This is a genomic window from Leisingera thetidis, assembly GCF_025857195.1.
GTDB lineage: Bacteria > Pseudomonadota > Alphaproteobacteria > Rhodobacterales > Rhodobacteraceae > Leisingera > Leisingera thetidis.
Map to the genome: position 1 here is coordinate 3737525 of NZ_CP109787.1, position 22444 is coordinate 3759968.

The window sequence follows — 22444 nt, forward strand, 5'->3', positions numbered from 1 at the left end:
GGGAGAAAAGAACTGCGCTAGCGGCTGCGCCAGGCCTGGGTCTTTCGCAGAATGCCGCGGGAGGCCAGCAGGTGGACGACGCGGGCAAAAGCATTGGTGTAGAAAATCATCATCCCCATTGCCGCAGCCGGGGCAATGTCACCCGCGTCATCCATATTGAGCACCGCAATCGAGGCCAGCGTGGTTTTGGGCGAGTAGAGGAACACCACCGCAGACACCGTCGTCATTGCATTGACGAAGAGGTAGATCGATATGTCGAGCACCGCTGGCAGGCAGACAGGCACTGTCACCCGGGCAAAGAGCTTCATGGTGGGCTGCTTGAGCGAGGCGGAGACCGATTCAAACTCCCGGTCCATCTGTTTCAATGCGGTCACCGCGGTCAGATGCGACACGGTGTAGAAGTGTGTCACGGTACAGACCACCAGGATCGCCATGGTGCCATAGATCGCATTGAGCGGATTTGCCGGGTTGTTGAAAAAGAAGATATAGGCCAGCCCCAGCACCATGCCCGGAATTGCCATCGGCAGCATCGCAAACATTTGGAAGACCGCGCGTCCGGTGCGGAAGCCCTTGGACTTCTCCACCAGATAGGCACCGAAGAACACCACAGATGTGCCGGCAACCGCGGTCATCAGCCCCAGTTTGATCGAATTCACATACGACCCCCAGCCGCCGCCATCCATCTTGCCGAACTGATAGTTGTTGAGGCTGAGGCTGAGGTCATAGGGCCAGAACTTGACCAGAGCGGCAAACTGGCAGACCGCCAGCAGCCCGGCGATAAAGACGCCAATGAGAGTACAGTAGGCCAGGAAGATACGGTCCAACTTCTTGTTCGGCTGCGGCTGAAACGGAACCGAACGGGCCGAAAGCTGCGCGACCTGTTTCGACTGCACCATCCGGTCGATAGCAAAAGCAAGGATCGCCGGGATCACCAGCACCACCGAAACCACCGCGCCCATTTCAAAGTTCTGCTGGCCGATCACCTGCTTGTAGATGTCCACCGCCAGAACGTTGTACTGGCCGCCGATCACCTTAGGCAGTCCGAAGTCGGTGATCACCAGGTTGAACACCACAAAGGCAGCCGAGATCAGGCCATAACGCGCACCCGGCACCGTAACAGTCCAGAAGGTGCGCCATGGGGTGGAGCGCAGGCTGGCCGCGGCCTCGTAAAGCCGGGCGTCAGAGATCGCCAGCGCGGTCGAAATGATGATAAACGCATGCGGGAACGTAAAGAAGACTGAACCGGCCACGATCCCGATGGGGCCATAGATACTGGCGCCAAACAACAGTTCCTTGATCATGCCCTGGTTGCCGAACAGATAGACCAGCGCGATGCCTGGCAGCAGCGAGGGCACCAGGATCGGAGCCATGGCGATGAGGCGGAACATGCCTTTGTATTTCATGCAGCTGCGGTTCAGTGCGTAGGCAAACCAGAAGGCAAGCGACACCGTTACAACCGTGCTGAGCACCGCAATCCAGAGCGAGTTCTTGATCGAGTTGAACAGGGCCGGTGTCGAGAAATAGGACACGAAGTTGTCAAGCCCCTGCGCTTGAACGGGCCGCAGCTGCACCCGCCGGAAGGTATTGGAGTCCAGTGTGACCCAATCCGTGCCGGTCTGCAGCTTGGAGCCGATCAGGAAGCGGCCAGTCTCCGAAGTATTGCGGATCTGGTACATGACCGGGCTGCGGAAACTGAAGTCTGGGAAGAACCCGGTGACCGGCAGCCGCCCATCGGCGCCGGTGGACAGGTCGGCATCCGCAAAGGTGCCGACCGCCGCGTTCAGCTCGGCGCCGGTCAGAATGGCGCCATCGAACTGGCCTGCCTCATCACTGACCTGGAATTCGAACTGCGAAAGCTCCATCCGGTAAGTGGAGAAGGACTTCGACAGCATCGCGTACAGCGGAAAGGCCAGCGTCACGACGAGATAAAGCGCGATAATGATCATGCTGCCGCGCATGATGATGTCATCCCGGCTCAGCTTGCCTTTGGTAACTGGACCAGGTGGCATGACGGATTGTGTGGTATCAGCCATTTGCATTACGCCTCCTGCCTTGCAGACCCGAAAGCCATCAGACGGTTTTCAGGCAGTTCAATTTCCATCTGGCATCCGGTCTCCAGCCTAAGTCGGCGCACAGCGTTGATGGAGAAGTCGGCAATCAGCTCCTTGCCGCCAAATCGGTCATTCGTCAGGCGGCAGCGCCAGAAGGAACCAAGGAATTCCATCTCCGCCAGCTGCACGCCGATGCTGTTGCGGTTGCCGCTGCTTTCCAGATAGCCGGCTTCATGCGGGATCACATCCTCCGGGCGGATTGCAGCAATAACAGGGGTGCCATCCAAAAAATCATGCGGCAGGCAGGCAAAAGTTTTTTCGCCGACCGCCAGGCGCCCGCCTTTGGCAACCGAAGAGCCGATCTGGTTCATCTCGCCGATGAAGTCGGCAACAAACAGGTTTGCAGGCTCGCGGTAGATTTCGGTGGGCGTGCCGACCTGCTCGATCACGCCGTGATTCATCACGACAATCCGGTCGGCCATGGCCAGCGCTTCTTCCTGATCGTGGGTCACCATGACGGTGGTGACCCCCAGCTGGCGCTGCAGCTCCTTGATCTCATGGCGCAGATGCACGCGCACCTTTGCATCCAGTGCCGACAGTGGCTCATCCAGCAGCAGCAGGCCGGGATTGGTTGCGATTGCACGGGCAAGCGCTATGCGCTGCTGCTGGCCGCCCGAAAGCTGCGCCGGATATTTGCGGCCCTGATCCGGTAGGCCGACCAGCTCCAGAAGCTCCCGCACGCGGGTGGAAATTTCAACTTTGCTGCGGCCTGCGTTCTCCAGGCCGAAGGCGATATTCTTTTCGATCGTCAGGTTCGGGAACAGCGCGTAGGACTGGAACACGATACCGAAATCACGCTCGGAAGGCGGCAGGTTTGACACATCTTGCCCGCCTTGGGTCACGGTGCCTTTGGATTGCAGATCCAGGCCGGCAATGGCCCGCAGCAACGTGGTCTTGCCGCATCCGGAGGGGCCAAGGAAACAGATGAATTCGCCTTCCTTCACATCCAGGGAGATATCTCTCAGCGCTATGAAGCTGCCGAAGGCTTTCCACAGGTCGCGGATGCTCAGGTAGGTTTCTTTTGGCGGGGTCAATTGAAGCACGTGGTCGGTCCTTGCATATGCCTGAGCTGCGCCCGGTCTCTCATTCAGGAACAGCAAAGCTGCGGGCATCGGGCGATTGGAAAGAGACAGGAGGGTGGGCAAAGGGGACGGGCCCCTTCCGCCCCCGGGCTTACTTCACTTCCGACTTGCCGTCGTATCGGGACTGCCATTCCTTGAGGATTGCCGCACGGTTATTGGCCGCAAACTCAAAGTCATTGTCGATCATGGCATCCAGAAGCCCTTCGGGGAAATGCTCCACTGGTTTGGCGACGCCAGGATAGGCAACGACCGCGTAGCCGGTGTTATACATTTCGCTGGCTTCCTTCGTGACGGAAAAGTCGACAAGCTTCTGCGCCGCTTCCAGATTGGCCGTGCCGGCCACGATCGCAGTTGCCTCCATGTCCCATCCAACACCCTCCGAAGGTACGATGATCTCCAGCGGCGCGCCGGCCGCCTTGGATTTGGCGCCGCGGAAGGCAAAGGAAATGCCGATCGGGATCTCGCCCGAGGCCGCCAGTTTGCAAGGCTTGGAACCGGAATGAGTGTAGCGCGCGATGTTGTTATGCAACGCATCCATGTACTGCCAGCCGCCCTCCTCTCCGAACAGCTGCAGCCAGCTGGAAACATCCAGGAAGCCGGTGCCGGAAGAGTTGGGGTTCGGCATGATCACATGGCCCGCGTACTGAGGATCGGTCAGATCTTTCCACGAGGCCGGCGGTGTCAGGCCAAGTTTTTCGGCCTCAACGGTATTGTAGCAGACCGAGGCCACCCAAGCGTCCATGCCAACCCAGCTGGGCGGGTTGTCTTTGTCCACGAATTTTGGGTCCAGCTGTTCAATACCTGCGGGTGCATAGGCTTCCAGCATCCCTTCGGATTTCAGCAGCAGCAGTGAGGTCGCGGCGAGCCCCCACACCACGTCGGCCTGCGGGTTGTCGCGTTCCGCCAGCAGCTTGGCGGTAATAATTCCGGTCGAGTCCCGGACCCAGTTGATTTTGATATCCGGGTGGGTCTGATTGAAGGTTTCCGCGTACCGGGCAAGGTCCTCTGCCTCGACGGCGGTATAAACCGTCAGTTCAGTCCCGGCCACTGCAGCGCAGGCGGTTGAGACAGAGAAGGCCAAGGCGGTTATAAATGATGTTTTCTGTTTCATGCGTGTCCTCTGTTGGTTTGATGTCGCGACCGGTCGCCTTCTCACGAGGCGTTTTGGACTTATTTTTTTGGGTGACTGGCATTTTGACAGAATTATTCATCAAGAGAAATCGAATATACCCATCACATCATAAGCTGAACCTATGCAATGGGCCGTTGGAATTTCCAACTTGAGACGCCATTCTGCCTGCCCTCCGAGGCGCTTGGGCGCGCCTGCGACGGCTAAGAGTTTGCCAGCGGCAATGACTTCAACAGTTCTGCAATCCGCGTAAAAGTTATGTTTTTCCGACAATCAGCCAATCAGTCACATCGGCAACACCCATCCCGATGCCCTGTGCACGGACGGACAGTGGCGCCTGATGTGATGCACCCGGACACTGGCCATTTTCTGACACAGGTTCGATCTGATACAGATCCCCTGCCAGTTATGAGCACAGACTGCCTATGCGTCCCAAGCGGGGCTGCACACCCAACTCAAAACTCTGTCAACTCAGTTCTGACTGCGCAGAATTAGCCGGCCCGATCCGCTTCCCCATCCGGAAGCGAGAGCCTGACGCACAAGCTGAACCCTTCCGGCGGGAGCTCGAGAATTGTCAGCTTCCCGCCCATGAGAGTCGCCAGCTCGTGACATATCGACAGTCCCAGGCCGGAACCGCCCTTGTGCTGCAACCGCGTGCTCTCGAGCTGGGTAAAGCGTTCGAACACGCGTGTGCGGTCTGCAGCTGGAATGCCTGGTCCGGTGTCCAGCACTGTTATGCAGATTGGATGTTGAGCAGAGGCATCATGTGCCAGCCAGACAAAAACGCGCCCCTCGTCGGTGAATTTCACGGCATTGTCGACAAGGTTGTTTATGATCTGTGTGACTTTGGCACCGTCGAGAATGAGGCATTCCGGGACACCATCGGCAACAGCAACTCCAGTCTCCAGGGCCTTGCCGTAACGGGTTGCACTGGCTTGCAGCGCCTCCCGCCATTGCAAGACCATAGTCTCCACCAGCACTGGCTGCCGCCTCAACTCCAAAGCATCGGAATCAAGACGTGCGGCCTCGACCACATTGACAAGCTGGGCCAGCAATTGCTCGGCTGCACGGTGTCCCACATCCGCCCGTTCTCGGGTTTTGGCGGAAGCCGTTTCATCTGTCTTGATCAAATGAAACAGGCCGAGAATGACATTCAAAGGTGTCCGTATCTCATGGCTCATCGTTGCCAGAAAGGCGGTGCGGGCTTCTACGGCGGAATTGGCACGCACGACTTCGGCCTCGAGACGGGCGTTCAGTTTGGCGAACTTGGCCTTGCTGGCCTCGCTGGCCTTGAGCTCAGTAAGGTCATTGTGCGCGCCGAGCATACGCAACGGTTTTCCTGCCTCATCCCGGATTGCCATACCGCGGCAGCGCACTGTGACCATATGGCCCGCGGTATGGCGGTAGCGCACGATCTGATCATAAGGGTGATCCGGGTCTGCGAGATGCTTTTGGAAGTTTTCCAGCGCAACCGCCAAATCATCAGGATGGATCAGGTCCTGCCATTCTGAGGCGAAATGCTGTTTCGAGTCCGGGTCCACTCCGAACAAGCGCCAGAACTCGGGGCTCATCCACTCGTGCTCCGGATTCTCCAGATCCCAATACCAGAGGCCGTCCAGCGAGCCGATTTGCAAGAAGTCAAAGATAACGTCTTCTTTTTTGACCAGATCGTAAAGTTCACGTTTAAGATAATGCATATCCAACCGTCTCCGCCGGTCCTTGGGCCAACAACCTTTGCCAGAGCGTTTCTCTTCGGCGATCCGCAAAAGCCGCTTCAGAAATGCCAGATTTAGTTCAAGCACGCTAGGCGTTTAGTCCCGGAGTACGGCGGGTTGGATTGGTGATGAGCCGCTGCGGTTCGTATTCCGGATTTCACATTTGCATTCGAACGGCGCGCAGTTGCAGGGTGACATGAGCACGTCAATGCGGTTTGCCCAACCCAGTACGGGTCTCGTGGTGAAACCGCTTGACCGCCGCCTCCGTGATCGTTCGGTTCGTCCGCCCAACCTGACTATGTCCGTGGATGGCCGATCTTCACCAGCCGATGACAGTTCCCGGTGCGGGCTTGTCCGAAAATAAAGCCATGGACCGCCACACCGCGGGACGAAACATCTCACTCAACCTCAGGGAGATCTCCCCGCAGGCAAGATGCCCAAATGGGAAGTTCCCGAATGGTTCGGCCTCCCAGCCGGCAACCAGAGCGTCGGCCTGCCCTGGATCAGGCAATTTCCATGGCGGAGCGTTTCAGCTGCTTCCACAGCACGTCAAGCGTCTGCTTGGTGCTGCGGGGGTCGCGGTAGAGGCGAATCTCCAGGTCGGTGGCCAGCCGTTCATCCACCACCGCAAAACGCCCCTGCCTGATCTCTTCGCGGCACAGGCTCAGCGGCAGCCAGCCCATGCCGAACCCCTCCTGGATCATCGCCTTGACGCTGTTGGCCAATGCATTCTGGTTGACGACGAAGACCTTCTGTGTAGGCAGCAGCTGCGCCAGGGCAAATTCCTGCACCGAGCGCAGGGCCGAGACCGCGCCGTAGGACAACAGCGGCACCGCATCTTTGCCGCCCGCTGCAAAGCTGAACTCCGGTGCGCCGTCCGCAGTGCTGCGCGACACCGGCACATAGCGATCCGTGGACAGGGTCAGATACTCGAAATTGGCGACCTCTAACGGGCCGAGGAAATCCATCGACGGGTGCCAGTAGGTCAGGATCACGTCGCAGTAACCCTGCTGCAGCGCGCTGACGAACTGGTCGGCGGCCCAGGACGTGGAGTTGAGGTCGGTGTCGATCCCGCCTTCACAGGCCAGCGGCGCAATCAGTGACTTGTAATGCGTCATGTAGAGCGACTGGGATGCGGCGAAACGGATCACGTTCTCGCTGGCTGCATCAATCGTCTGGCAACGCTCGATGGTTTCCTCATAGGTGCGCAGCATGATGCGGGACTGGGACAGGAACACCTCGCCGGCCGGGGTCAGCGTCAGCGGCAGGGTTTCGCGGTTGATCAGCCGCACGCCGATTTCATTCTCAAGCGCCCGGATGCGGCGGGAGAAGGCCGGCTGACTGACATTGCGCTCTTCGGCCGCGCGCGAGAAATTCTTGCACGCGACCAAAGCCTCGAAATCCTTGAGCCAGATGATGTCCAACCGGGCGCCCTGTCCTAGCCGGCCGCCACCGCATCCAGCCTGTCTTCCTCGACAGCATGGCAGGCCACAAGGCTGCCATCGGGCTGGTGAATGGCTTTCGGCTTTTCACTCTTGCAACGTGCGTCCGCAAAGGCGCAGCGGCTTTGGAACGGGCAACCTGTCGGCAGGTTGATCGGCGTCGGGATCTCGCCCTTGAGGCGGATATGGTTCGGCCGGTCGTCCTTCAGCTGCGGCACCGCGGACAGCAAGGCCCGAGTATAAGGGTGTTTGGGGCTGGAGAACAATGTCGCGGTGTCCGCAACCTCGCATACCGACCCAAGGTAAAGCACCGCAACACGGGTGCCGAAGTGTTCCACCACGCTCAGATCGTGGGTGATGAACAGATAGGTGAGGCCGCGGCTTTCCTTGGCTTCCAGCATCAGGTTCAGCACCTGCGCCTGAATCGAGACGTCGAGCGCGCTGATCGGCTCATCCGCGATGATGAACTCCGGGTCCACCGTCAGGGCACGGGCAATCGCGATGCGCTGCCGCTGGCCGCCGGAAAACTCATGCGGATACCGTTTTGCCCAACTGGGATCGACACCCACCGACAGCATCACCTCGGTCACCTTGTCGCGCACCTCTGCCGCCGAGGCATCGGGAAAGTGGTGGCGCACCGGTTCTTCCAGCGCCTGCCGGATGGTCATGCGCGGGTTGAGCGAGGCATAGGGGTTCTGGAAGATCATCTGGATCTTCTTGCGCAAGGGCTGCATGCCGGCACGCGACAGGCTGTCGATGCGCTGGCCGTCATAGCGGATCTCGCCCGCGGTGGGGGTCAGCAGCCCGGCCACCAGCCGCGCCACGGTGGACTTGCCGCAGCCCGACTCGCCCACCACGCACAGCGCCTCGCCGCGGCCCACCTCCAGCGAGATGTTGTTCACCGCATGGACCGAGCGGGTTTCCCGCACGATCTTGCCCTTCTTGAACTTGAGGGTTTCCAGAAGGCCGTGATCGAGGTCGAACCGCTTTTCCAGGTTCCTGATCTCCAGCAGCGGGCGGTCTGTCTTTGCGTCCTTCATGCCCGTGCCTCCTGACGGTCTTCATCGCTGTGCAGACGCTGCACCTCGTGGCAGGCGACCGCGACCTCGCCGTATTGCACGATTTCCGGAATCCGGCTGCGGCACAGGTCGGTGGCGTATTTGCAGCGCGGGTTGAAGGCGCAGCCCTGGGGGATGCTGGCCAGGCCCGGCATGTTGCCGGGGATCTGCTTCAGCCGCTGGCCCGGCACCGTCTGCTGCGGCAGCGCGTTGATCAGCCCCTGGGTATAGGGGTGCTGCGGGTCGTTGATGATCTCCCGGGTGCGGCCCGCTTCGATGATCCGGCCGGCATACATCACCAGCGTGCGCTCGGTCATCTGGCTGACCACGCCCAGGTCATGGGTAATCAGGATCAGCCCCACCTGATTGGACTGGCACAGCTCCAGCATCAGCTCCATGATGTCGGCCTGAATGGTCACGTCCAGCGCCGTGGTGGGCTCATCCGCGATGATCAGCTGCGGATCGAGCAAAAGCGCAATCGCGATGATAATCCGCTGGCGCATACCGCCCGACAGCTCGTGCGGGTACTGCTCCAGCCGTTCTTCCGGCGAGGGGATATAGACCTCGCGCAACTTGACGATGGCAATCTGGCGCGCTTCCTCGCGGCTGAGCTTGCGGTGCGCCATCAGAGTTTCGATCATCTGCTGGCCGATGGTCAGCACCGGGTTCAGCGTCACCATCGGATCCTGAAAGATCATCGCCATCCGGTTGCCGCGCAGATTGCGCAGGCGCTTGTCGGACATCTTGACGACATCCTCGCCCTCGAACAGGATCTGGCCGCTGTCGATGTAGCCGGGGCGGCTGAGCAGGTTCATCAGCGAAAAGCCGGTGATCGACTTGCCTGCGCCGCTTTCGCCGACGATGCCCAGACGCTCGCCCTTGGCAAGGTCGAAGGAGATGCCGTTCAGCGCGGTCACCGTTTGGTCGCGCATGGCGAATTTCACGGTCAGGTCACGTACGGAAAGAAGGCTCATCGCGTCACCCCTTGTAGAGTTTCGGGTTCAGGACGTCGCGCATCCAGTCGCCCAGCAGGTTGATGACAAGGACCAGAACCACCAGGACCGCGCCGGGAATGGCGGTGATCCACCAGCTGCCCGAGAAGATGTAGTCAAAGCCCGAGGAGATCAGCGAGCCGAGCGACGGCTGGCTTGGCGGCATCCCCAGGCCCAGGAACGACAGCGACGCCTCGGAGATGATCGCATTGGCGACCTGCACGGTGGAAATGACAAAGATCGGCGACAGCGAGTTCGGCAGGATGTGCCGCACCATGATCCGCATCGGGCCGAAGCCCAGCACCCGGGCGCTGTCGACATATTCCTTCTTCTTCTCCGCCAGCACGGTGGCACGCACGGTCCGGGCGTATTGCGGCCATTCCGCGACGCCGATCACCGCAATCAGGAACACCACGGCATAGCGGTTGAAGGTGTCGGAGCCGAACATGGCCTGCGTCACCGCCAGAAAGATGATCGCCACCATCAGGGTTGAGAACGACAGCTGGATATCCGCGAGCCGCATCAGCAGGCTGTCCAGGCGGCCGCCGACATAGCCGGCCAGCAGGCCGATGGAGATGCCCAGAAAGGCCTGCAGTGCCACCGCGCAGATCCCGATCAGCAGCGACAGCCGGGTGCCGTACAGGATCGTGGACCACAGGTCGCGGCCTTGGTCGTCGGTGCCCAGCATGAACTCCGGCAGCGCACCGTTAATCCAGACCGGCGGGTATTCCGAGTTCATGATGTCAATGGACCCCGGATCATAAGGATCATAGGGCGCAATCACCGGCGCCAGAAAGGCCGCCACGGCAATCAGCAGGAAGACAATCATGCTCACCACCGCCACCGGATTGCGGCGGAAGCTGTAGCCCATGTTGGAATTCCAGGCCCTGGACCAGCGCGACGGTTCGGATTTCGGGGAAAGCGTTTCGGCACTCATGCGCCCATCCTCGCAATATTCACGGTCGGGTTCACCAGGCCATAGATCAGGTCAACGATGGTGTTGGTGACCACAAAGATGAAGCCGACAACGATCAGATAGGCCACGATCAGCGGGGTATCGACGCGATTCACCGCCTCGAGGAACATGAACCCCATGCCCGGCCACTGGAACACCGTCTCGGTCAGGATGGTGTAGGCCACCATGGTGCCGATCTGCACACCGCCCACGGTGATCACCGGCAGAAGCGTGTTTTTCAACGCGTGGACAAAGTAGATCCGCCACGGGTTGATGCCCTTGGCCTTGGCGTATTTCACGTATTCCGACTGCAGCACTTCCATCATCTCGGCCCGGATCAGGCGGACAAACAGCGGCAGCATGATCGACGCCAGCGCAAAGGAGGGCAGAATGATGTGCATCCAGCCGTCGGCAGTGGCAAAGTTGGTCTGCCAGTAGCCCCAGACATGCACGGTGTCGCCGCGCCCGTAGGAAGGAAACCAGCCGTATTCCACCGAGAACACGAAGATCATCAGGATGGCGGTCAGGAACACCGGGATCGAGATGCCGACGATCGACAGGCCCATGATGATCCGGCTGATGATGCTGTCGGGCTTGATCGCGGTATAGACGCCCAGCGGCACCGAGAAGCCGACGATGATCAGCGTCGCACCGAACACCAGCTCCAGCGTCGCGGGCAGCTTCTTCAGGATCACATCCAGCGCCGGCTCCTTGAAGAAATAGGAGGTGCCCAGATCACCCTGCAGCGCATTGCCCGCGAACCGCAGGTATTGAGTCACGAAGCTGTCGTTCAGCCCCAGCTCATCGCGCAGCTGCTGGCGCACTTCTTCCGAGACCGACTGCCCGACCAGTTCGCGCAGCGGGTCGCCCAGGTTGCCCTGGATGGCAAAGGCAATCAGCGAGATGACGAACATCACCGCAACCGCCTGAATCACTCGCTTTGCGAGATAGGCAAACATCTTCCTGACCTTTGTAGAGTTCGATGACAGTGCAGGACGCGGTCTTCTGTGGAACCGCCGATCCTGCGAATACAGCCTGAGGGCCGCCTGTTCAGTGGGTTGTCCGGGCCGGCCCCAGCGGCCGGCCCGGGTCTTTCAGGTTTGTCAGCTGCCGGTTTCCACGATCAGGTCACCGAAGTAGGGGAAGTTCAGCGCGTTCACGATATCGGCTGCGTTCATGCCGGACTTGGCGCCCCATGCCAGGTTCTGCCAGTGCAGCGGGATAAAGGCCGCGTCTTCATACAGGATACCTTCCAGCTTCTGCAGCAGTTCCGCACGCTTGTCCGGATCGGTTTCCGCGTTGGCCTGCAGCATCAGCTTGTCGGCTTCCTCGTTGCAGTAATTGCCCGAGTTGTACTGGCCGTTGCCGGTTGCCTCATCCGGGCAGGCGGTCAGGAACTGGTGGAAGTTGGCGGAATCTTCGGTATCCGCGTGCCAGCCGATCATCATCATGTCCGCCGCGCGCTCGTCGAAGGTCGGCCAGTACTGCGCCTTGGGCATGGTCTGCAGATCCACCTTGATGTTGATCTGTGCCAGCATCGAGGCCACCGCCTGGGCGATCTTGTCGTCATTCACATAGCGGTTGTTCGGCGCCATCATGGTGATCGAGAACCCGTCGGCATAGCCAGCCTCGGCCATCAGCGCCTTTGCTTTCTCCAGGTCAAAACGCGGTGCGAAGTCCTCGCTGTAGCCCAAATAGCCGGCCGGGCTGGCCTGGCCGCCCACGGTGCCGAAGCCGCGCATGATGCGGTCGACGATGCCCGCGTTGTTCACGGCGTAATCGATTGCCTTGCGGACACGGACATCCTTGAAGGCTTCGACGCGCTCCTGGTTCATCTGGAAGGTGATGATGCGGGTGCCCGGCATGGTGATCAGGTCAACGCCGTCGGCATCGGCCACGCGCTTCAGATCGGTCGGCGGAACCGGCGCGATAAAGTCAACATCGCCGGACAACAGCGCCGCGACGCGGGTCGGGTCTTCCTTGATCGGGGTCAGCACGATCTTGTCGACGTTGCCGCCGCTGCCGTTGTCCCAGTAATCGGCATAGCGGTCGAACACGACGCGCACGCCCTGCTCACGCTCGGACACGATGAAGGGGCCGGTGCCGGACACGTTGCGGGAGGCAAAGCTGTCGCCGTGCTTGACGATCTCGGTCTTGTCCTTGCCGTCGGCCGTGGTGCCGGAATAATAGGCGCTGTCCATCGGGAAGATGTAGGTCGCGGTGTGCAGCACCAGCGGATAGGGCTCCGCGGTCTTGAGGTCGAAGGTCATGTCATCGACCACTTCGACATCGGTGAAGGGAGCAAAGATGCCCTTGAAATCGTCGCTTTGCTTGAGCCGGTCGAAGGTCCAGTCCACGTCATTCGCGGTCAGCGGGTTGCCGCTGTGAAAGGTGACTCCGCTGCGCAGCTTGAAGCGCATGGTGGTGTCGTCGATCTGCTCCCAGCTTTCGGCAAGGCGCGGCTCGAACTGCAGGTCCTGGGTCCAGCGCACCAGCGGGTCAAAGACCATGTGCGACAGCTGCAGCGTGCCGCCGGACAGCTGTTCATGCGGATCCAGCGATACCGGGTCGGCGTCATAGGCAACACGCACGGTGGTCTCGGCATAGGCAACCGGCGCCATCGCCACCACCGCAGCAGCCGCCAGGCTTCTGACAAATTTCGTCATTAGGCATTCTCCCCTGTGATTATGGCGGGAACGCTATCCTGCGGCGCGTGCGCTGTGAAATGCCGATATCGCATAGGGTATGCAGGACACACATCGGGGCTATGCGTGTTCGGAATATCTTTTCCTTTGCAACAGCTTATGGACCACACACCGGACGTGTCCCGTTACTTGACGGATATTATCCTGAACTGTTTCCGGCAGCCAAACCCCGCTGCAGGTCTCTTGCACCACGTCTGCGGCATGGAAAACCGCAGGTGCCTGCCCCCGCATGAACAGCTTGCGCACCACAGCCTACACACCGTCCGGGGCTGTTACATGCCGCCACTCAATACCATGCCGAGCTGGATAAACCCGTCCTTCGGTGATGGAAGACAGCGCCGGCAGACCCCCCAAGCAGGCCTCAGCAACTGGCTCCACTCTGTCAGTTCCCGCCCAAACTCCGAATCTGTTGGAAAATGTGATCGCGGGCGAAACCGCGATCGCCATTCCACTCGTCAGCCGCGCCTCCGCTCCGGGCAATCCCGCGCGGGATTTTTCCTCCATCAGCGTAAAGAGTCCGGGCCGACTTGAAGACAAACCCAGAAGCGAGCGAGATTTACGGACGAACAGAACATCGGCATCCGGTCGGAGCATGAATCCGATGCAAAATATGCCGGTTTATGCCGTAAGCATGGCCTGCCGGACGACATTTCCTTCAACTGGAAGGTCAATTCCGGCGGAGTGACGGCATCGGAATCCAGCGGGCTGAAGGCACTCGAGGATGAGAACGGCAAGCTGAAGAAGCTGCTGTTGGAGCAGAAGCTTGATCTGGCCGCAATGAAGGAGCTGGTTTCAAAAAAGTGCTAGCACCCGCTGTGATGCGCGCGGCTGCCGCGCACCTGAATGCCCTGCTGGGGCTTTCAGCACGGCGGGAGTGCCGGATTGCCATGGCCGCCGGTGACACCCTTGCGCTCATCAACAAAGCCCGGATGCACCGACCTGCACCACGTGGATCGGACCGTTCCGGGCGCAATCCTCGGCATAGGGCTTCTTGCCGAAGGCCGCGATGCCTATAAAGGGCAAATTCGGCCGCCGGTTTCATTGCCGTGGTTAGGCAGTTTTCTCCTCAGATCTTTGCCTTCACCGGAGCCGCATATTGCGGCATGGCCACGCGCCTTGGCACGTAGGTACCGTTCCGGGTCACTGTCTCGATGTGTCCGGCAATCTCCTCCATAGGCGCAAACCAGACATCACCACGCTCACACGCACTTTCCAGAAAGGCCGCGACAATTTCCCAGCGGGACAAGCGCCCTGTAGCAAATGGGTGAACCACAGGGATCCAAAGTCCTCCGTGGCGGTAAGCCGCTTCGAACTCCTGGACAAAAGGTTCCCACCCGGACCTGGGTGACCGAACCGGCATCATGTAATCGAGATCCATCGACTGAACATACTGCGGCCAGTCATCCAGGCCCCAATGCGATGGCAGCTCAATGAGCGCCCCATCTTTGGCTTCTATGATGTAAGGCACATCGTCCCCCATCAGGGACGCATCATATTTGAAGCCGCGCTCTACCAGCAATTCGGCCGATTCATTGGAGAAGTTGTAAAGCGGAGCGCGCCAGCCTCGCGGTTTCGCACCGGTCATGAACTCTATCACGCTGATAGCTTTGTCCATCCAGGCCGCCTGTTCCTCCCGGCTCTGTTGTACTGGGTTCTCGTGTAAATACCCGTGATGGCCGATTTCGTGACGGCCGTTCAGGATCAGTTCAACGGTTTCCGGATATGTTTCCATGCACCACGCCGGGATGAAGAATGTCTGCCGGATGCCAAGCCTGCGATAGGTTTCCAAGATACGCGGTATCGCAACCTGCGGCCCATATTGAAGCATCGAGATCGCGGAAGCCCGTTTGTACCCATCCAGCGGATGGTCCAGATGGATCAGGCTGTCGGCATCCATGTCGAAAGTTACGCAGCAGGCGCATTTCGCACCGTTTGGCCAAGGCACCGGGTTGCTGATCATTGTTTGAAAATCCTTCACTTACTTGCCTCCACGCACATACTTGATGCCAATTGCAGCAGGCGGGCGGACCTTGCCTGCGAACAGGACAAGAGCCAGGAATGATGCGATGAATGGCACCATGGAGAACAGCTGGTAAGGCACGTCTGGACTGCCGAACTGAAGACGCAGCTGCAGAGCGTCCGACATTCCGAAGAACAGGCAGGCAAGCAGCGCCCCGACCGGGTTCCAGCGGCCAAGGATCAGGGCTGCCAGAGCAATAAAGCCTTTGCCTGCGCTCATGTGCTCAGTGAAGACAAACACTTGGCTGAGCACCAGGTAGCATCCGCCGAGCCCGGCCATCGCACAACTGATCAGCACGGCAATCAGGCGGACCCGCGATACGCTGATCCCGGCGCTGTCCGCCGCCACGGGATAGTCGCCGATGGCGCGCAGGTTCAGGCCCCACGGGGTCTTGTACATCACCCACCAGGTCAGCGGCACCAAAAGATACATCAGGTAAGTCAGCAGGTCTTGCGTGAACAGCACCTGACCCAAAACCGGGATCGAAGACAGCAACGGAATGGTAAGCGGAGCAAATCCGGGCAAAGTCTCCGTCGCATCGGCACCGAGGATGAGGCGCGCCAGGTACGAGGTAAGGCCGATCATCAGGATGTTGATCGCAATTCCGGCCACCAGCTGGTTGATCGCCAGGCCAACCGCCAGGGCAGCCAGGATCAGGCCGGCCAGGCTGGCCACTGCGAGGCCAAGGAACAGGCCGCCAAAGGGGGTGCCCGTGACATAGGCCCCTACTGCCGCGCCAAAGGCCCCGCCCAAAAGGCACCCTTCCAGAGCAATGTTGAATACACCGGAGCGCTCGGAAATGACACCGCCGACAGCGGCAAAGATGATCGGAATGGACAGCCGCAAGCTGGTCGAGAGGAAATCACTCAGGGCCTGCGGATCGAGAAGGAAATCCATTATTCCTCTCCTTTTCGGAATGTCGCAAATGTATCGCCGACCTCAGCATCCAGCTTGCGCCGCCGCTGCAGGAAAAGGGACCATCTGGTTGCGTTGAACTTGAAGCCCAGGCTTGCGGCGACAAAGATGATCACTAGCCCCTGAATGGCTTCGATAACTGTGCTTTCCAGGCCGACGGCACGCTGCATCACCAGGGCCCCGGCCTTCAGTCCCGACAGGAAGAATGCGGCGATAGGCGCGACCAGCGGGTTCACCGTTGCAAGGAAGGCAACAACAATCCCGTCAAAACCATAGCCAGGAGAGAAGTGATGATAGAGGCGGTACTTCAACCCAAGCACCTCGAAGGTGCCGGCCAATCCGCCCAAGGCGCCGGCGGCGAACATCACCCAGACGATATAGGGCCTGACCGGAACCCCAGCATAGCGTGCAGCTGTCGCGTTTTTGCCGATCGTATCGAGGGCGAAGCCGATGGTTGAGTACTTCAGGACGAAATACATCACCATTGCCAGCGCAAGGCCGACAACAACACCAGCATGCGCGTCGGTGCCATCCATGATCCAGGGCAGCCATAGCTCCTGGCGGATTTCTTCGGAATATGGATAAGGCGCACCTTCCTGCATCATCGGGCCGCCCGCGACGTAGCTGACAATATTGATCGCAATGAAGTTAAGCAGGATCGTCAGGATTACCTCGTTCATGCCGTGATAGGCTTTCAGGTATCCCGGGATCATCCCCCACAGGCCGCCGCCCAATGCTCCAGCCAATACACAGATCGGAACCAGTATCAGCGGCGGCATCGCGGGCAGCAGCAGAGCCGCCATGGCAGAAAACAACCCGCCCATGTAAATCTGGCCTTCAGCACCGATGTTCAGCAAACCGGCACGCAAGGGCAAAATCACGGCCAGGCCGGCCAGCAGGATTGGAGATGTCTTCACCAGCGTGCCAGCCAGGCCCCAGTAATCCAGAAAGGCCCCCTTGAAAAGCTCGGCATAGGCGGTGATCGGCGAAACACCTGCAATCAGGATCAGGCCGGACCCGGCAAACAGGGCGAGCAGAACCGCCCACACAGGGCGCAGAACATAGAAATAGCGGATGGCTGTCAGCATCATACGGCCTCCTTCTCTTTGATACCGCCCATCAATGCCCCGATACGCTCATCGGTGACCTGATCAGGGGTTAGAACGCCGGTGATTTCGCCTGCACACATGACCGCTATGCGGTCCGCCACAGTCATGATGTGTTCGAGCTCAGTTGAAATATAGAGCACAGCTTTGCCAGCGGCGCGTTCCGCCATGACAGTGCGCTGCACCGCTTCGATGGCGCCGACATCAAGACCCTTGCAGGGCTGCATCACCACCAGAACCTGCGGATCGCATTCCACTTCACGGGCAAAAATCAGCTTTTGCTGGTTGCCCCCGGACAGGAACCGGACGTGCTGGTCGATGTTGCGCATACGCACGTCGTAGCGTTCAACCCAGTCCCTGGCTTTTTGCCGGACCGTGCCCTTGCTGATCACCCCGCTTCCGGAGAACGGCCGGACCCGGAAATCACGCAGCATCGCGTTTTGCCAAATTGAGAAATCGAGCACCAGGCCCGTGTGATGCCGGTCTTCCGGTACAAAGGAAACATGATGCTGGTGGCGGCGCGCATGCACCGAACTGTAAGTGATGTCGGCGCCGTTGACCGATATCGTCCCGGCATCCGGTGCCAGCAGGCCGGTTATGACCTCGGAGAGTTCAGCTTGGCCATTGCCATCAACGCCGGCAACACCCAGCACTTCACCGGCACGGATCTCCAAGGACACATCCTTCAGTGCCTCAATCCCCCGGCTGTTGCGTGCCCGCAGGCCCTCGGCCTTGAGAATGACTGCGCCTGGCTTCCGGTCCCCGCGGTCCATCTCGTCATGAACGACTTCGCGTCCGACCATTAGGCGGGCCATCTCCCGCGCGTCGGATTCCGAGACCTTCACCTCGGCACTGACCTTGCCGTGCTGCATGATGGTGACGTTGTCCGCGATTGCTTCGACTTCATCGAGCTTGTGAGTAATGAAAATCACCGTTTTACCGGCGTCCCTCAGCCGCGCCATGCCGTCCAGGAAATTGGCGATCTCATTCGGAGCCAGAACACTGGTTGGCTCGTCCAGAATGATAATATCCGCATCCCGGAACAGGACCTTGAGGATTTCTACCCGTTGCCGCATGCCAATGGGCAGCTTCCAAACTTCTTCGTGGGGATCGATATCGAACTGGTATTCTTCCGACAGTTCCCGCAGTCGCTCGGCGATACTCTCCAGATCCAGCGTGGCCCCCTGTCCGGGCAAGCCGAGGGCAACATTTTCGGCAACTGTCAGGGTATCGACCAGCATGAAATGCTGGTGGATCATGCCGATCCCCATTTCCATTGCCTTTCTTGGCGAGGGTATCTGCGTCACATTTCCATTGAGGGAGATCACGCCCTCTTCCGGCTGGTACAGGCCGAAAAGAACGTTCATCAAAGTCGTCTTCCCAGCGCCGTTTTCGCCAAGGATCGCGTGAATGGATCCTCGCTCGATTTTCAGATGCACTCCATCCAGGGCCCGGAACGTTCCAAACAGTTTCGCGATCCCAGTGAGTTCAAGCGCAGCTTCAGGCATAGAAACCTCCATTTTCTTCGTAAACCCAAGTGGGGGAGAGCATTGCGCCCTTCCCCCCGGGAGGAGACCTTGTGTCAGTGGGTTTCTATTTCTCGCGCGATGATCTTGCCGATGACATCCTGGGCGGATTGCTGTGCATCCGCCGATACCCGGTCGGAATAGCTGCCGATGCGGGCAACTGCGGGCGTTTCCAGACCGAAGATATAGGGCTTGCTTTCCATTTCACCGGCTTTGGCGGTGGAAATCACTTCCACCAGCGCACTGCGCATATCGAAGATTGCAGACTGGATGACGGTTTCGGGCCAGTCGGCAATCGCGTCGTAATAGATGCCGATACCCATCTTGCCCTTTTCGCGGACACCTTGCAGGCTGCCAACGACTGCATTGTCCATCGATGGGAAAATGACGTCAGCGCCTTGGCTGATCAGATTGAGAGCCGCCTCCTTGCCCTTGGCGACGTCATCCCAGTCGTTTGTCCAGGCGGTGAAAACCTCGCCGTCCGGCCGGGAATCCAGAAAGCCCTTTTCAAAGCCCTCACCAAGCTGAACATAGAATTGAAGCTTTTGGGCGCCGATGTACCCGGCTTTACCGGTTTCAGATGCCTGCGCCGCTACATGCCCCATCACGTAGCCCAATGCAGGGAAGTCGAAACTCATGGTCGAGATGTTCTCGCCAGCTTCGGTTCCGTTCACAATCAAGAATTGCGTATCGGGAAACCGCCCGGCAACCCGGCCGACGGATTCCTGAAACTCGCCGCCGTGGCCGATCACCAGATCGTACCCGCGGCGGGCATAGTCGGACAGGGCTTGCGGCTGGTCCGGCTGCGCCGTTTTCTCAGAATAGGCAAATTCAATCGACAGCTCTTCAGCTGCCCGCTGCACCCCCTCAAATCCCGCTTGGTTGAAGGAGCGGTCAGTGATCACCCCGGGCAAGACAATTGCCACCTTGAAGTCGTCTGCCAGCGCGGCACCCGATGCAGCACTCAAGGCTGCGCAGACTGCGGCCGCTTTCGCGGCAGTAAGAACTTTGGACTGTTTCATTGCGTCCTCCCTGTTTATGTCATTAAAAACTTAAGTCACTTAATCTTTTTGAGTCAATAAATTTATTGTGGCTCTTAGCACAGCGTGCGATACTGCAGGGCAGCAAGAGGTTTTTCTGATGGCAACAAAGGGACTTAGAGAGCGGCAGAAGGAAACGCGCCGTGCTCGTATTGTGGAAATCGCCCGGCGGAAGTTTCAGGACTCGGGGTATGCAGTCACCACAATAGAGGACATCGCGGCAGAGGCAGAGCTGTCCGCGGTCACGATCTACAAGTACTTTGGCAGCAAGGCGGGTATCCTTCTGGCACTGGTCAGGCAGAGTGATCTTTTCCTGATCCAGAAGCTGGATGAATGCGTGAATACTCCCCATCAGGGCCTTACCGAAGGTGTCCTCGCGTTCGGGCGGATCATGCGGCAGCACGCGATGACTTATCTGCAGAAACCAACCTGGAGGGAGGTCATCTCTGCTTCGATATCTGAAGGGAGCAAGGAGTTCGGACGGACCTATAACGATCTCGACAACGCCCTGATAGAAAAGATGGAGGCGCTTATCTTCAATCTGCAAGAGCAGGGCAAGGTCACCCGGAACCTGGATTCAAGAGCGCTTGCTGATTGCCTCTTCTCGCTGCAGAACATCCGCTTCTTTCAATTCATAGCAGATGACACCATTGGCATGGATGCAGCGGACAAAAATTTCCAGCAAGATCTGGCGTCCCTGCAAGCCGCGTATTCAGGTTAGACTTTTGGCACGTCGACCCATAAACCGCGCCGGGTTTGCCGGAGGCTGATTTCAGTGAGTTAAGCAACTATGCCCTCAGCTTGCCAGAGCCGCGCAGCAATTGGCCTCTGCTTCTGACGGCGGGATGCCCCTGTCGGCTCGAGCAGGCGGCGGCTGTTGAACCAGTCCACCCAATCAAGTGTAACATATTCCACGGCCTCGAAGCTATGCCACGGTCCCCGGCGGTGAATGGCTTCGGCTTTGAACAAGCCGTTGATTGTCTCGGCCAGAGCGCTCTGTGTCTTTGATCGACAGGTATTGGCTGCCGCGGCCGGAGTGGGGAATAAGCCCCATTGCCTTCGTGGGCCGGCACTCGTGATCGGCCTGTTTCAATGCGTCGAGGGGCTATGTTGCACAAACGACGAGACGGATTCTCTTTAAGAAACAAGTATGATAATTGGAAAGCACGAGCAGCTGGCCCCCACGACGTACAAGATCAAGAACTGGTCGTCTTACAATGATGCGCCGAAACAGCGAGGATCGGTTCGATCTGGTTTGATCCAGAGATGATCTGGGTGCCCCCACCAAACGGCAAGCGCGGACGGCAGGCGTGCAGGTCAGCTCCCGGAGGCACCATAAAACAGGAGCCGACGTGCTTTCGGCCTGGGGCAGAAGGTGGAGACCAAAGGTCCAATTTCAGTCGCAAGCATCGGGCGACTGCCAGCATACCGCGTTCTTTCCCGCGAAACAGGCCATGCTTTCAAGCAGTTGCCTTTCCTAGAACTCGACAACGGCCCGGATCGCTTCTCCGGCATGCATCAGGTCAAAACCCTTGTTGATTTCATCCAGTGTCAGCTTGTGTGTGATCATCGGGTCGATTTCGATCTTGCCGTCCATGTACCAGTCGACGAACTGCGGAACATCAGTTCGGCCTTTTGCGCCGCCAAACGCCGTGCCTTTCCAGACCCGGCCGGTAACCAGCTGGAACGGGCGGGTCGAGATTTCGGCGCCCGCCGGGGCCACGCCGATGATGACCGACACCCCCCAGCCGCGGTGCGAGCACTCCAACGCGTCACGCATCACCTGCACGTTGCCGGTTGCGTCAAAGGAATAATCCACGCCTCCGAAGTGATCTTTTCCAGTCTTTGTCAGTTCGACAATCGCCTCGGTAATCGACTGGCCCTCAGGCAGCTCTTTCGGGTTCACGAAATGAGTCATGCCGAATTTTTTGGCTATCTCAGCCTTGTCGTTGCTGTGGTCGACGCCGATGATCATGTCCGCCCCGGCCATACGCAGGCCCTGGATTACGTTCAGACCAATTCCGCCAAGGCCGAATACTGCCGCAGAGGATCCGATCTCAACACCTGCGGTGTTGATCACCGCGCCGATGCCGGTTGTAACGCCGCAACCGATGTAGCAGATTTTGTCAAACGGAGCGTCTTTGCGAACCTTGGCCAGCGCGATTTCCGGCAGAACTGTGTGGTTGGCAAAGGTCGAGCACCCCATATAGTGAAAAATCGGGGTGCCATCCAGCATCGAGAAACGGCTGGTGCCATCGGGCATGAAGCCTTGGCCTTGCGTACCGCGAATGGCGGTGCAGAGGTTGGTCTTGCCGCTCAGGCAGGCATGGCATTCGCGACATTCGGGCGTGTAGAGCGGAATCACATGGTCCCCGGGTTTCAGTGTGGTCACACCTTCGCCGATCTCAACCACAACTCCCGCGCCTTCATGGCCAAGGATCGACGGAAACAGCCCTTCAGGATCAGCTCCCGAGCGGGTGAACTCATCTGTATGGCAGATTCCGGTTGCTTTAACTTCAATCAGAACCTCGCCCGCTTTCGGGCCTTCAAGGTTCACGTCCATAACTTCAAGCGGTTTTCCGGCTTCCAGGGCCACCGCCGCGCGCGTTCTCATCATGTCAGTTCCTTTAATCCACTAAGTGGCTACC

The 22444-nt window shown here is 59.1% G+C and carries 18 protein-coding genes and 1 pseudogene; 2 read left to right on the forward strand and 17 right to left on the reverse strand.

Annotated elements, in window-relative coordinates; genetic code table 11:
* Positions 1 to 17: 17 nt before the first annotated feature.
* From OKQ63_RS18020 to OKQ63_RS18065, 10 genes are all read right to left on the reverse strand, one after another.
* Entirely contained in the window at positions 18 to 2033 is a 2016-nt protein-coding gene (locus tag OKQ63_RS18020; protein WP_264211413.1) for a putative 2-aminoethylphosphonate ABC transporter permease subunit, read from the reverse strand.
* 5 nt (positions 2034 to 2038) lie between these two features.
* A complete protein-coding gene (locus tag OKQ63_RS18025) occupies positions 2039 to 3154 on the reverse strand; it encodes a putative 2-aminoethylphosphonate ABC transporter ATP-binding protein (RefSeq protein WP_264211414.1) in 1116 nt (371 codons plus the stop codon).
* Between the two features lie 130 nt (positions 3155 to 3284).
* On the reverse strand, positions 3285 to 4304 hold the full coding sequence (locus tag OKQ63_RS18030) for a putative 2-aminoethylphosphonate ABC transporter substrate-binding protein (RefSeq protein WP_264211415.1): 1020 nt from the start codon (positions 4302 to 4304) through the stop codon (positions 3285 to 3287).
* 509 nt (positions 4305 to 4813) lie between these two features.
* A complete protein-coding gene (locus OKQ63_RS18035) occupies positions 4814 to 6019 on the reverse strand; it encodes a PAS domain-containing sensor histidine kinase (protein ID WP_264211416.1) in 1206 nt (401 codons plus the stop codon).
* Positions 6020 to 6540: 521 nt separating this feature from the next.
* Positions 6541 to 7461, reverse strand: coding sequence for a LysR family transcriptional regulator (locus tag OKQ63_RS18040; RefSeq protein WP_264211417.1), 921 nt, complete (start codon positions 7459 to 7461; stop codon positions 6541 to 6543).
* 14 nt (positions 7462 to 7475) lie between these two features.
* Positions 7476 to 8519 carry an ABC transporter ATP-binding protein gene (locus OKQ63_RS18045; RefSeq protein WP_264211418.1) on the reverse strand — a complete coding sequence of 348 codons (1044 nt, stop codon included), beginning with the start codon at positions 8517 to 8519 and terminating at the stop codon, positions 7476 to 7478.
* Positions 8516 to 9511 carry an ABC transporter ATP-binding protein gene (locus OKQ63_RS18050; RefSeq protein ID WP_264211419.1) on the reverse strand — a complete coding sequence of 332 codons (996 nt, stop codon included), beginning with the start codon at positions 9509 to 9511 and terminating at the stop codon, positions 8516 to 8518. Before OKQ63_RS18050 ends, OKQ63_RS18045 begins: the two co-directional genes overlap by 4 nt.
* 4 nt (positions 9512 to 9515) lie before the next feature.
* Positions 9516 to 10466: an ABC transporter permease gene (locus OKQ63_RS18055; RefSeq protein WP_264211420.1), complete on the reverse strand. Its 951-nt coding sequence runs from the start codon at positions 10464 to 10466 to the stop codon at positions 9516 to 9518.
* A complete protein-coding gene (locus OKQ63_RS18060) occupies positions 10463 to 11443 on the reverse strand; it encodes an ABC transporter permease (protein WP_264211421.1) in 981 nt (326 codons plus the stop codon). The genes OKQ63_RS18055 and OKQ63_RS18060 overlap by 4 nt, the downstream gene beginning before the upstream one ends.
* 144 nt (positions 11444 to 11587) lie before the next feature.
* On the reverse strand, positions 11588 to 13150 hold the full coding sequence (locus OKQ63_RS18065) for an ABC transporter substrate-binding protein (RefSeq protein ID WP_264211422.1): 1563 nt from the start codon (positions 13148 to 13150) through the stop codon (positions 11588 to 11590).
* Positions 13151 to 13768: 618 nt separating this feature from the next.
* Between OKQ63_RS18065 and OKQ63_RS18070 the strand changes: the two genes are divergently transcribed.
* A complete protein-coding gene (locus tag OKQ63_RS18070; RefSeq protein WP_434086062.1) occupies positions 13769 to 13996 on the forward strand; it encodes a transposase in 228 nt (75 codons plus the stop codon).
* A gap of 259 nt (positions 13997 to 14255) precedes the next feature.
* On the opposite strand, the gene OKQ63_RS18075 is transcribed toward OKQ63_RS18070, so the two are convergent.
* The 5 genes from OKQ63_RS18075 to OKQ63_RS18095 form a co-directional block, all read right to left on the reverse strand.
* On the reverse strand, positions 14256 to 15167 hold the full coding sequence (locus tag OKQ63_RS18075; RefSeq protein WP_264211423.1) for a polysaccharide deacetylase family protein: 912 nt from the start codon (positions 15165 to 15167) through the stop codon (positions 14256 to 14258).
* Positions 15168 to 16106 carry an ABC transporter permease gene (locus OKQ63_RS18080; protein WP_264211424.1) on the reverse strand — a complete coding sequence of 313 codons (939 nt, stop codon included), beginning with the start codon at positions 16104 to 16106 and terminating at the stop codon, positions 15168 to 15170.
* The gene (locus OKQ63_RS18085) at positions 16106 to 17215 is read right to left on the reverse strand and encodes an ABC transporter permease (protein WP_264211425.1); all 1110 of its coding nucleotides are present in this window, start codon (positions 17213 to 17215) and stop codon (positions 16106 to 16108) included. The genes OKQ63_RS18080 and OKQ63_RS18085 overlap by 1 nt, the downstream gene beginning before the upstream one ends.
* Positions 17212 to 18738, reverse strand: coding sequence for an ABC transporter ATP-binding protein (locus OKQ63_RS18090; protein WP_264211426.1), 1527 nt, complete (start codon positions 18736 to 18738; stop codon positions 17212 to 17214). The genes OKQ63_RS18085 and OKQ63_RS18090 overlap by 4 nt, the downstream gene beginning before the upstream one ends.
* Positions 18739 to 18812: 74 nt before the next feature.
* On the reverse strand, positions 18813 to 19778 hold the full coding sequence (locus OKQ63_RS18095; RefSeq protein ID WP_264211427.1) for a BMP family protein: 966 nt from the start codon (positions 19776 to 19778) through the stop codon (positions 18813 to 18815).
* A gap of 118 nt (positions 19779 to 19896) precedes the next feature.
* On the opposite strand from OKQ63_RS18095, the gene OKQ63_RS18100 reads away from it, so the two are divergent.
* Positions 19897 to 20517, forward strand: coding sequence for a TetR/AcrR family transcriptional regulator (locus OKQ63_RS18100; RefSeq protein ID WP_264211428.1), 621 nt, complete (start codon positions 19897 to 19899; stop codon positions 20515 to 20517).
* A 75-nt stretch (positions 20518 to 20592) separates the two neighbouring features.
* Here OKQ63_RS18100 and OKQ63_RS18105 read toward each other — a convergent pair.
* Positions 20593 to 20898 (reverse strand): annotated as a pseudogene (locus OKQ63_RS18105) (IS3 family transposase); the annotation flags it as partial.
* Positions 20899 to 21273: 375 nt separating this feature from the next.
* Complete coding sequence (locus OKQ63_RS18110; RefSeq protein WP_264213947.1) at positions 21274 to 22410, reverse strand: S-(hydroxymethyl)glutathione dehydrogenase/class III alcohol dehydrogenase; 1137 nt, start codon at positions 22408 to 22410, stop codon at positions 21274 to 21276.
* Between the last annotated feature and the right edge of the window lie 34 nt (positions 22411 to 22444).

Coding starts and splice junctions, on each gene's coding strand:
- OKQ63_RS18020 (WP_264211413.1), bottom strand. CDS start 2,033: ATGGCTGATACCACACAATCCGTCATGCCACCTGGTCCAGTTACCAAA.
- OKQ63_RS18030 (WP_264211415.1), bottom strand. CDS start 4,304: ATGAAACAGAAAACATCATTTATAACCGCCTTGGCCTTCTCTGTCTCA.
- OKQ63_RS18035 (WP_264211416.1), bottom strand. CDS start 6,019: ATGCATTATCTTAAACGTGAACTTTACGATCTGGTCAAAAAAGAAGAC.
- OKQ63_RS18045 (WP_264211418.1), bottom strand. CDS start 8,519: ATGAAGGACGCAAAGACAGACCGCCCGCTGCTGGAGATCAGGAACCTG.
- OKQ63_RS18050 (WP_264211419.1), bottom strand. CDS start 9,511: ATGAGCCTTCTTTCCGTACGTGACCTGACCGTGAAATTCGCCATGCGC.
- OKQ63_RS18055 (WP_264211420.1), bottom strand. CDS start 10,466: ATGAGTGCCGAAACGCTTTCCCCGAAATCCGAACCGTCGCGCTGGTCC.
- OKQ63_RS18060 (WP_264211421.1), bottom strand. CDS start 11,443: ATGTTTGCCTATCTCGCAAAGCGAGTGATTCAGGCGGTTGCGGTGATG.
- OKQ63_RS18065 (WP_264211422.1), bottom strand. CDS start 13,150: ATGACGAAATTTGTCAGAAGCCTGGCGGCTGCTGCGGTGGTGGCGATG.
- OKQ63_RS18080 (WP_264211424.1), bottom strand. CDS start 16,106: ATGGATTTCCTTCTCGATCCGCAGGCCCTGAGTGATTTCCTCTCGACC.
- OKQ63_RS18085 (WP_264211425.1), bottom strand. CDS start 17,215: ATGATGCTGACAGCCATCCGCTATTTCTATGTTCTGCGCCCTGTGTGG.
- OKQ63_RS18090 (WP_264211426.1), bottom strand. CDS start 18,738: ATGCCTGAAGCTGCGCTTGAACTCACTGGGATCGCGAAACTGTTTGGA.
- OKQ63_RS18095 (WP_264211427.1), bottom strand. CDS start 19,778: ATGAAACAGTCCAAAGTTCTTACTGCCGCGAAAGCGGCCGCAGTCTGC.
- OKQ63_RS18100 (WP_264211428.1), top strand. CDS start 19,897: ATGGCAACAAAGGGACTTAGAGAGCGGCAGAAGGAAACGCGCCGTGCT.
- OKQ63_RS18110 (WP_264213947.1), bottom strand. CDS start 22,410: ATGAGAACGCGCGCGGCGGTGGCCCTGGAAGCCGGAAAACCGCTTGAA.